Annotated in this window: 10 protein-coding genes; 7 read left to right on the plus strand and 3 right to left on the minus strand. The window is 56.6% G+C overall.

Annotated elements, in window-relative coordinates; all coding sequences use genetic code 11:
* Window positions 1-378: 378 nt before the first annotated feature.
* Window positions 379-1,590 carry a stalk domain-containing protein gene (locus PA598K_RS38845; protein WP_185602372.1) on the minus strand — a complete coding sequence of 404 codons (1,212 nt, stop codon included), beginning with the start codon at window positions 1,588-1,590 and terminating at the stop codon, window positions 379-381.
* A gap of 188 nt (window positions 1,591-1,778) precedes the next feature.
* Between PA598K_RS38845 and PA598K_RS32840 the strand changes: the two genes are divergently transcribed.
* From PA598K_RS32840 to PA598K_RS32855, 4 genes are all read left to right on the plus strand, one after another.
* The gene (locus tag PA598K_RS32840) at window positions 1,779-2,708 is read left to right on the plus strand and encodes an ArsR/SmtB family transcription factor (protein ID WP_128660967.1); all 930 of its coding nucleotides are present in this window, start codon (window positions 1,779-1,781) and stop codon (window positions 2,706-2,708) included.
* Window positions 2,705-3,574, plus strand: a complete 870-nt coding sequence (locus PA598K_RS32845; RefSeq protein ID WP_128660968.1) for an AraC family transcriptional regulator — start codon at window positions 2,705-2,707, stop codon at window positions 3,572-3,574. The genes PA598K_RS32840 and PA598K_RS32845 overlap by 4 nt, the downstream gene beginning before the upstream one ends.
* A 149-nt stretch (window positions 3,575-3,723) precedes the next feature.
* Complete coding sequence (locus PA598K_RS32850; protein ID WP_376739110.1) at window positions 3,724-4,563, plus strand: serine/threonine protein kinase; 840 nt, start codon at window positions 3,724-3,726, stop codon at window positions 4,561-4,563.
* A 47-nt stretch (window positions 4,564-4,610) separates the two neighbouring features.
* A complete protein-coding gene (locus PA598K_RS32855; protein WP_185602373.1) occupies window positions 4,611-5,498 on the plus strand; it encodes an NAD-dependent epimerase/dehydratase family protein in 888 nt (295 codons plus the stop codon).
* Between the two features lie 91 nt (window positions 5,499-5,589).
* On the opposite strand, the gene PA598K_RS32860 is transcribed toward PA598K_RS32855, so the two are convergent.
* Window positions 5,590-6,423: an aldo/keto reductase gene (locus PA598K_RS32860; protein WP_128660971.1), complete on the minus strand. Its 834-nt coding sequence runs from the start codon at window positions 6,421-6,423 to the stop codon at window positions 5,590-5,592.
* Window positions 6,424-6,609: 186 nt separating this feature from the next.
* Between PA598K_RS32860 and PA598K_RS32865 the strand changes: the two genes are divergently transcribed.
* Genes PA598K_RS32865 through PA598K_RS32875 form a run of 3 tightly spaced genes read left to right on the plus strand, consistent with a single transcriptional unit; the run spans window position 6,610 to window position 8,282 of the window.
* The gene (locus tag PA598K_RS32865) at window positions 6,610-7,374 is read left to right on the plus strand and encodes a DUF2087 domain-containing protein (protein WP_128660972.1); all 765 of its coding nucleotides are present in this window, start codon (window positions 6,610-6,612) and stop codon (window positions 7,372-7,374) included.
* Window positions 7,375-7,411: 37 nt separating this feature from the next.
* A complete protein-coding gene (locus tag PA598K_RS32870) occupies window positions 7,412-7,804 on the plus strand; it encodes a GIY-YIG nuclease family protein (RefSeq protein WP_128660973.1) in 393 nt (130 codons plus the stop codon).
* Window positions 7,805-7,814: 10 nt separating this feature from the next.
* A complete protein-coding gene (locus PA598K_RS32875) occupies window positions 7,815-8,282 on the plus strand; it encodes a GNAT family N-acetyltransferase (protein ID WP_376739111.1) in 468 nt (155 codons plus the stop codon).
* A gap of 75 nt (window positions 8,283-8,357) precedes the next feature.
* On the opposite strand, the gene PA598K_RS32880 is transcribed toward PA598K_RS32875, so the two are convergent.
* The coding region (locus PA598K_RS32880) for an extracellular solute-binding protein (RefSeq protein ID WP_128660976.1) at window positions 8,358-9,514 on the minus strand (1,157 nt) is incomplete at its 5' end.

Below are 9,514 nucleotides of genomic sequence, written 5' to 3' on the forward strand. Positions count from 1 at the left end.
TTATGCTCCAAAGCGGGTGCAAACGGAATTTTAATGCAAAAGTGCAGTTATTTTTGGAAAACGGTACATGAGGAGGCAATTTCACTCCGATTAAGTGTACATTTGCATTTATTTACCTGTTTTCACCCCGTTTCGCTGATAATAAAGGCACTTTTGCATTTATCTCTATCTGGCCTTTGTCCCCAGATTTCGAAAGCTTCTGCTGTTAGATCATAAGTAAATCTGGGGACAACAGCCATCAGAAGAACCTCTCCTAGTGACGCTGATCGGAACGTTATTTCAGGAGCGAACTACTAGTCTGGACATTCGTTAGTCTATAGGTATGAGCAACCGCCCGCCTCGTCATCAACGAGAGCGGGCGGTTGTTGTTGTACGGACTTAAGCGAGCCGGATGATGACGAGGCTGGCCCCTCCGTCGCCAAGCATGATGCTGCCGGTATATCCGTACAACTGCAAGCTGATGCGGCTGCCCGCCGCCAGCTCGTAGATGCCGAAGCTGCTACGCTGTAAGGAGGGGGTTGCAGGGAGCACCGCGCTGCCAGCAAGAGGTGCGCTATCCGCCACGAGACGGGTAGAGACCGTATTGGAGGACAGGAAGTCAACGGTGTAGGCAATGTAATAAAAGCCCGTCTCAGGGATGATGAAGCTATCGGCATCGATGGCGATTTGATTCGCGCGAAGGTCATCATACAACGCGAGGCTGGTTCCGCTGCTTTGGACGGACAGAGGGAAGATGCCCGTCTTTAGCGAGCCCATGGCAAACGTAGCCGTCACCTGCTCCCCACTGCCAGATAAGCCAGGCGCGCCCGGAGGGCCCTGTGGCCCTTGCGGTCCAACGGGTCCGGCGGGTCCAGTCTCGCCCGTATCGCCCTTCGGTCCCTGCGGTCCGGCGGGCCCGGTCTCGCCGACATCGCCCTTGGGTCCTTGCGGTCCGATCGGGCCTGTATAGCCCGTGTCGCCCTTGGGCCCTTGCGGTCCGATCGGGCCTGTATAGCCCGTGTCGCCCTTGGGCCCTTGCGGTCCCGATGGCCCGGCTGGTCCCGGCTCGGCAGTGTTCACCCAGGTCGACTGCGCTCCTGCAGAGCTGTCCGATCCAAGCGCATCGTCGGATTCGCTTGACTCGGTAGTGAGCCCGGCATCGGACGGTGACGATTCGGGCAAGGTCAGCGAGATGATCTGCCGGGCCTTGTCCCACTTGACCTCGGCATGGAAGATCGTAGACAGACTGCGCAACGGCACCATGAGTCGGCCAGCTTCCAGCCTGGCGGGCTCGGAGAGCGGTTCGATGCGGGTTGTCGCGCCCTCGCGCACCGTCACCGTTTTTTGACCGGGTATAAAGGAGATGGTGACGTCTCCTCTGGACAAGCTTGCCGTCTTGGTGGACGGGTCCCAGCTTAGAGAAGCCTCTAACGCGCGGGCCATTGAGCTGGCCGATACGAAGGTTTGCTGATGGATGAGGACAGGCGGCGCATCGGTCGCCACTTCTTTGCCGTCTACATGGATCGTGAGAGCTGCAGCTGCCGGAGCGGCTATGAGACAGCAACAAAGCATGGCCAGTAATGTTAGAGAACCAAAGATCGGTTTAATCATTTGCATCCTTCCCTTGTCGTCCGGATATGAATCTGTAATCGGCGGCAAACCGCAGACAAGATTCAAACTATACTACGATCGTCTGGGACAAGATGTGCTGGGCGAAAAGAGGAATGGACGAAAACATTTTACATTTGTGCCGGGATCAATTAATATTTGTATTAATTCTGTCAAGGGAGCTGCGTCGCATGAAAGCAGATATTAGCCGGGCTTCGCTGCCGGTGTATGAAGCATTGGCCAGCGAGGTAAGATTGAATATTATACGGCTGCTTGCTGAGCGCGGCCCCATGCATAACAAGGAGATGGCTGCCGCGCTAGGCTTGAGCGGCGCCATTATGACGATGCACGTAGGAAAGCTGGAGCGGGCCGGATTGATCCGTACGCAGATGGAGCGCAAGGGCGGCAGTACCTACAAATATTGCTCGCTTGCCGTAAGCCATCTGGCAGTGGAGTTCCCGGAGGCCGTCCAGCCGACGGAACGCTCGGCGCATGTGCACGAGATTCCGGTCGGTCACTATACCGATATCGAAGCTTGGCCCACCTGCGGCTTGGCTGCGCTGGACAAGATGATCGGTCAATTTGACGATCCGCGTTATTTTTTTGAGCCGGAGCGCATCCACGCCCATCTGCTCTGGTTCAGCCGAGGGTACGTGGAGTACAAGCTGCCCAATTACTTGCATTATGGCCAGCAGGCGGAGGAGATCGAGGTGTCCTTTGAGATTGGCTCGGAGGCTCCGGGATACAACAATCAATGGCCGTCGGACATCCAGTTCTCCTTGAACCATACGGTGCTCGGGCAATGGACGAGTCCAGGCGATTATGGCGACACCCGTGGCCGGCTGACTCCCGCATGGTGGACGAGCGACAAAAACCAGTACGGCTTGCTCAAAAGCATCCGCATTACCCGCGACGGCACCTTCATCGATGGACAACAGATGTCCTCGGTGACGATTCGAGATGTCGAGCTTGACCGCAACCAATGGACCTTCCGATTCGAGGTGCCGCAGACGGCGGCTCACGTCGGCGGGCTGACGTTGTACGGGCGCGGGTTCGGCAATTATGACCAGGATATTATTTTCCGTATGTATTATAAGGAAGGGATGCAACAACAACTATGAGTATATCGACCGACACGCCGCTTCTGACCTTTCTGGTCCCGCCCCTGCCGTATCTGATCGACGCCGAGCTCCGCACCTACGAGGCTGGCGAAGCGCACCCGAGCCGAGCGAAGCGAGGCACCTTTGACCTGTTCTATGTGTACGAGGGGGCGTTGCATTTGCAGGAGGGTGACGAGCGGATGACGGTAGAGGCCGGACAATGCATCATCCTTCGCCCGGACCGGCGCCATGCGAGCAGCCGCGCTTGCGATTCGACGACGGTGTTCGAATGGCTGCATTTCCAGACGGCCGGGGAGTGGGGGGAGCGTCGCCCGGGACCTGCGGATGAGGATACGCTGCGCGGCGACCATTACTTGTACGCGCTCCATCTGCCCAAGCATGTGCAGATGAGGGACACGGAGCGTGCAGAGACGCTGCTGCGTCAGCTCCGGAGCGCCTCCGAGAGCTCGGTGCAGGCGGCGTTCTGGCAGCGTCAGCAGGCGTTCCAGCAGCTGCTGCAGCGGCTCGATGAAGAGTGGCGGGCGCACGGCGCGCCGACCGCTCTGGGCGTCGCTGAGCGCGCTGCGGCCTACATGAAGCGGGGCTACCGCAGCCAGATTACGAACAGCCAGCTCGGCAGCGAGCTCGGGCTGCATCCCAACTATATCGCCCGCTGCATGCTGGAGGTGTACGGATTCACGCCGCAGCAGTTCCTCCAGCTGTACCGGATGGACCAGGCCAAGCTGCTGCTCGTGAAGACCGACTGGCCGGTGGCGCGCGTCGCCGAGGAGACCGGCTTCCGCCAGACGCCTCACTTCTCGCGCACCTTCTCCGAGCATGCCGGGCTGTCGCCGCTGCAGTATCGCAAGCAGTTTACGGAGCGGTGACCCCGATCGTAGCTAGCTATAGTATGAAAGGAGGCGTTGTCCTATGAAGATGAATAGGTTGGGAAATCGGGCGCCATACATTAGGGGAGCAGCGTATCATATAGCCCTGTAAACTACGTCGGTTCCCCGGAATACAAGAGGGGATTGAATTGAATAGTTTTCAACTGCAAGAACCGCATGATTTCGAATGGTTGCGGCCGCTTGGCAACGTTTTTGCTGTATTTGACCAGCAAGATTCAGGCAATATCTGTTTCGGAATCGAGAAGGATGGCAAGAAAATATTCGTCAAGTATGCGGGAGCCAGACCGTTAGATTTTTCGGGAGATCCGCAGGATGCGGTGTCGCGTCTAATGGAGGCCGTGCCGTTGTATACCACGTTGCGTCACCCGCATCTTATTCAACTTATCGATCACTATCGTATTGCTAACGGATACGCCGCCATTTTTGAATGGGTTGAGGGCGAATGTCTGCATTCGCATTGGACATTTGCCGAAGCGCCGAAGTACACTCATCCCAATTCGCCGTTTTACAAATACAAGCAGATGACCGTTGCACAACGATTAAAGTCGCTGGATGCCATTTTTTCGTTTCATACTTTCGTGGAATCCAAAGGCTATGTTGCCGTCGATTTTTACGACGGAAGCATTATTTACGATTTCTCTACCCATGTAACGAAAATATGCGATATCGATTTTTATCGCCAAGCGCCTGCTGTCAATGATATGGGAGAAAATTTTTGGGGCGCGAAACGCTCAAAGGCGCCTGAGGAATTTAAACGAGGCGCGCCGATTGATGCGAGGACCAACGTTTTCACAATGGGGGCTATCGCATTTGGCTTGCTCGGCGGAGAGATAGATCGGTCATTCTCCAGATGGGAAGCAGGGGAGCGCCTCTACGAAGTAGCGCTGCGGGCAGTCAGCGAAGACCGCGAAGCGAGATACGAAAACGTCAAAGCCTTCAAGGCCGCGTGGGACTTTGAAATGCGATGAGCTGCAATTAAATCCGGCAGATGTGCCTTGAAAAAAGGAGATCTCCTATGAGACTTCATAATAAAACCGTTCTTGTGACCGGCGTTTCGGGTACGGCAGGAGACAAAATTGCTGTCAGGTGTCTTCGAGAGGGAGCTGAGGTGAGGGGGCTGATTCGCGAGGAGACGCACATTGCCCTTTGCCATAAACTCGGTATTACACCCGTCTTCGGCGATCTGACGAATGAAGAGGATATGAGAGCAGCATTACAAGATGTTCATCTGGTATTTCACGCTGCGGCGTATCTGGGCGGGGATCAAGTTATAGCGGAGCAGTCCAATATACGAGGGGTCGAGAGCTTAGTCAAGGCGGCGATAGCGGCAGGGGTGGAACGCCTGGTTCATATATCGACGGTGTCGGTGTATGGACATTTTGAAGGGGAAGTCAAGTTGGATGAAGCGCATGAATTGGCGTATGGTCACGCAGAGGTCTACATTGCCACCAAGTGTGAATCGGAACGAAGGGTGCGTGACGCCATCTCTCAAGGACTGCAAAGCGTCATTTTGCGTCCTGGCGTCATTTGCTCCGAGTCCAAATCCCACTGGGGAGACCAACTGGTCCGAAAACTGGCGGAAGCAGAGGAGATCACATGGATTCACCCGGATGATATGACGCCATGGGTGCACGGCGATAACCTGGCTGAAATGTGTGTATTAGCAGCGACTCATCCTGCCGCAGTGAACCAGACGTACCATGCGTTGGACGGGAATTATCCGGAGAGTGAGTTTACCATGCGTATTGGCCGCGCTATGAACAAAAAGTTTGTCATCCCCGAGGGAGATGCGATCCGAACGATGTACAGCCATACGAAAATAAGAGACCAGTTGGGCTACTGTCCGACCATAACGTTCGAAGAAACCGTTTTCCGACTGGAGGAGCAAGCCCGCCGTATCTAGGCAATCTTTTAAATCTATTATTAGGCCCATGCATCTGCATGGGCCTTGCGTTTTTTACTGTCATTTACTGTCCTATTCAGAAATTCCCGATTTAAAAATTAAAATTATCCGGATCAGCGCGGAAACGGTGGTTTTCGTTTAAGGCGTCGATGCAGCTCATTTCCTCCTGGGTAAGCGAGAAGTTGAAGATATCGGCATTTTCCCGAATCCTGCCCTCGTGCGTCGACTTGGGAATCGTCACGACGCCATGCTGCAAATCCCAGCGCAGCACGACCTGGGCCGGCGTCTTGTCGTATTTGGCGGCCAGCTCTTGCAGGACGGGAAGGTCGAGCTTCCCGCGCATGAGAGGGCTCCAAGCCTCCAGCTGGATTTTGTGCTCGCGGCAGTAGTCGCGCAGCGGTTCTTGCGTGAGCAACGGGTGGAACTCCACTTGATTGACCATCGGGCACACCTCGCAGCTCCCCATCAGATCGATCAGATGATGGATTTGGAAGTTGCTGACGCCGATCGCCCGCACCAAGCCATTATTGTACAGCTTCTCCATGGCGCGCCACGTATCCAGATATTTGCCCTTGACCGGCCAATGAATGAGCAGCAGGTCGACATACTCGAGGCCAAGCTTCTGATTGCTGCGCTCAAAGGCGGCCAACGCCTCCTCATAGCCTTGATCGGAGTTGAAGATCTTGGTCGTAATGAACATCTCCTCGCGTGGTACGCCACTGTTGCGGACGCCATCGCCGACGCCGGCTTCATTTTTGTACGCGGCTGCCGTATCGATGCTGCGATAGCCATGACGGATCGCGGCCTCCACGGACCGGACAACCTCTGCGCCGTCCTCGACCTTCCATACCCCAAGCCCAAGCCAGGGCATTTTGACGCCATTCGTTAAGGTAGTGTAATCGGCTATGGATTGCGTCATCGTTATTCCTCCTCCAACTTTGCAGCTTATGCTTCCTGCTTCTTTACTTTATATACCCTAATTTATTCAATTTCAACATCCCCTGTTATCCATCGTCTACTCATACAGATACCTGGAAATTGAGGTTGTTAAAAAACAAACGAAAGTGTATAATGTCTATAAAATAACAAACAAATTCCGGAGTTGATTGGTATGGAAATATCTGAACGGTTCTGGAGCGTGCCGCTCGAACGGCTCAAGCAGGGCTATGACTACGAGGCGCGGGATGAAGCGTATATCTGTCTCGTCTGCGGAGCGTCCTACGTCGATGGCATCGTCTATCCGCATGAGGGGCAGCTGCTGGAGGCCAGACGGATGGTGCGCCAGCATCTGGCGGAGGCGCATGGCGACATGCTGAGCTATCTGCTCAGTCTGGATAAGAAGGTCACAGGGCTGACCGATCTGCAAAAGGAGCTGATCGCTTCGTTCGCATCTGGGCTGAGCGATGCAGAGATCGTCAAGCAGGCTGGCAGCGGCAGCACCTCGACGATTCGCAACCATCGCTTCGCGATGAAGGAGCGTGCCAAGCAGGCGCGACTCTACCTGGCGATTATGGAGCTGCTGGAGAAAGGGGATGCGGCCGGTCCGCGATTCGTGCAGGTCCACCGGACAGCGACCCAGGTCGATGAGCGCTACGCGTTGACCGAGGAGGAGTATGAGGCACTGATCCGCAAGTACTTCCCAGATGGGCCGGAAGGTCGGCTCAGCGGCTTCCCGCGCAAGGAGAAGCGCAAGCTGGCGATCCTCCGGCATATCTGCCGACGCTTCGAGCGGCAGCGTCGCTATACGGAGCAGGAAGTGAACGCGCTGCTGAGGGCGGTCTTCCTCGAGGATCATGTCACGCTGCGGCGGTATCTGATCGAGTACGGGTTCATGGATCGCACCGATGATTGCAGCGCCTACTGGATGAAGAGTTGAGAGATGAAGAGTTGATAATAGAAAGGGGTCCCAAACGATGGATCGCAAAAAACAGCTGGTCGCGGAGTACCAGCAGCAAAAACGGGAAATGGGCGTCTACGAAATCGTCAACAAAACGACAGGACAGCGCTATCTGGCGGTTAGTCCGACGCTGCAGTCGGTATGGAACAAGGAGCAATTCGTGCTGTCGATGGGGACGCATATGAACAAGGCGCTTCAGCGCGATTGGACGAAGCTGGGAGCGGCGTCGTTCGAATACCGGGTCGTCGAGACGCTCAAGCTCGGCGATGATATCCGCAACGATTACAAGGACGTCAAAACGCCCGAGGGCGAGTTCGATCGTCTGACCGGCGACGCCTACAAGCGCAAGCTGGAGGCGATGCTCGAGCGGCATAAGACAGAGAGCGAGTCGCCTTTATATAATGGATAGGGGGATTACGGTGAGCGAAGTCTATCGGGTAAGGCAAGCGGGTCAAGCTGACATCGCGGCGGTCGCGCCGCTGTTCGATCGTTATCGGATGTTCTACGGACAGACCTCGGATCTGGCGGGCGCTGTTGACTTCTTGCGCGAGCGCACTGCGCGCGGCGAATCCGTTATCCTCGTGGCAGAGATGGAGGGGGAGACGCAGCCGATGGGCTTCACGCAGCTCTATCCCATCTTCTCATCGATTTCGATGCGGCATGCCTGGATACTGAACGATCTGTTCGTCGATGAGGCGTACAGACAGCGTGGGGTTGCCCGGAACCTGATGGAGGCGGCCAAAGTGTATGCGGAGCAGTCGGGGGCCAAGGGGCTAGAGCTGGCTACTGCCCGGGACAACCTGAGCGCCCAGCGATTGTACGAGGCGCTGGGCTATGAGCGGGATGATGCTTTCTTCCATTACGCGTATACGATTAGGAAGTCGTAACGGGGCATGCGCGTGCAAAAGCCCGGCCCGCAAGCAGTCGCTTGCGGGCGGGGTTTTTCTGATGTTTGCCACTCCTTACGACCCGAAGCCGAGCTCCTGGAGCTGAGACTTCGCCGCGTCGATCAAGAGCGTATACTTCATCGATGTCTCCAGCGTCTGCAGGAAGGCGTCATATTCCTCCAGCGGCCGCTTGTTGTAGACGAACTTGGCGAGTTCCTCCTCGATGTAGCGCGCCGCGTCGGCTTGATTGTAGCCGTCAGGGTTATCGATAAAGCCGTCCAACACCTCGATGCGCGGTTGCTCGGCAGCGAAGCTGATGTAGTCGGACTGCGCGGCGAACTTGGCTTGCAGGTACGCCATCTCTGGCCGGCCGGTGAACTGGTACAGCCACGAGTGGCCAACCTCGGATGCTTGCTCGGTCATCTTCGGCACGCCGCCCTCCAGCGTGTAGTGAACGCCCTCGACGCCGAACTGCACGAGCATCGAGCCGCCGTCGGGATCGGAGATATAGTTGAGCAGGTCGAACACCCGCTGCAGCTTCTCCGGCTGCTTTTCCAGCGCCTTGGGGATAGCGAATCGTCCCGGGCTGGCGCCGATGTCCCATGAGCCGTCGTAGCGGCCTGCCGGCCCCTCGGGCGCCTCGATCTGGATCCACTCCGCTTCGGGGTTGACGGTCTGGATCTGCTCCACGAACTGCTCCTTGGTCAGATTGGGCCAATCGATGTAGATGATGCCCGCCTGGCCCTTGATCGCCTTCTCCTGATGCTGCAGACCGCTGTTGGCGAGCAGCTCGGGATCGACGGCGCCAGTGGCGATCAGATCGCGGATGTAGGCGAGCGCCTCCGGCATCGCCGGATCGTAGAGCGAGTTGATGATTTGGCCGTCCTTCTCGTAGAAGTTGCCGGGCATGCCGAGGCCATAGCCGCCGAATACCGGGGCAAAGGCGCTGAGCTTGCCGCCAGTCAGGCCGAGCGTATCCGGCTTGCCGTTGCCGTCGGGATCGTCCGTCGTGAACGCCTGGGCGACAGCGGACAGCTCCTCCAGCGTCTGCGGCACCTCCAGTCCGAGCTTGTCGAGCCAGTCCTTGCGGACGAAGTACGTATTGTACGGCACCTGCGGCGACTTGGAGATCGCGTATACCTTGCCGTCGACGGTGCCTTTCTTGACGCTGTCCTCGCCGATGAAGTCGATGGTCGGCTGCAGTTGATCCAGATACGGCGTCAGATCGAGCA

Origin of the sequence: Paenibacillus sp. 598K (assembly GCF_003851045.1) — a bacterium.
GTDB lineage: Bacteria > Bacillota > Bacilli > Paenibacillales > Paenibacillaceae > Paenibacillus_D.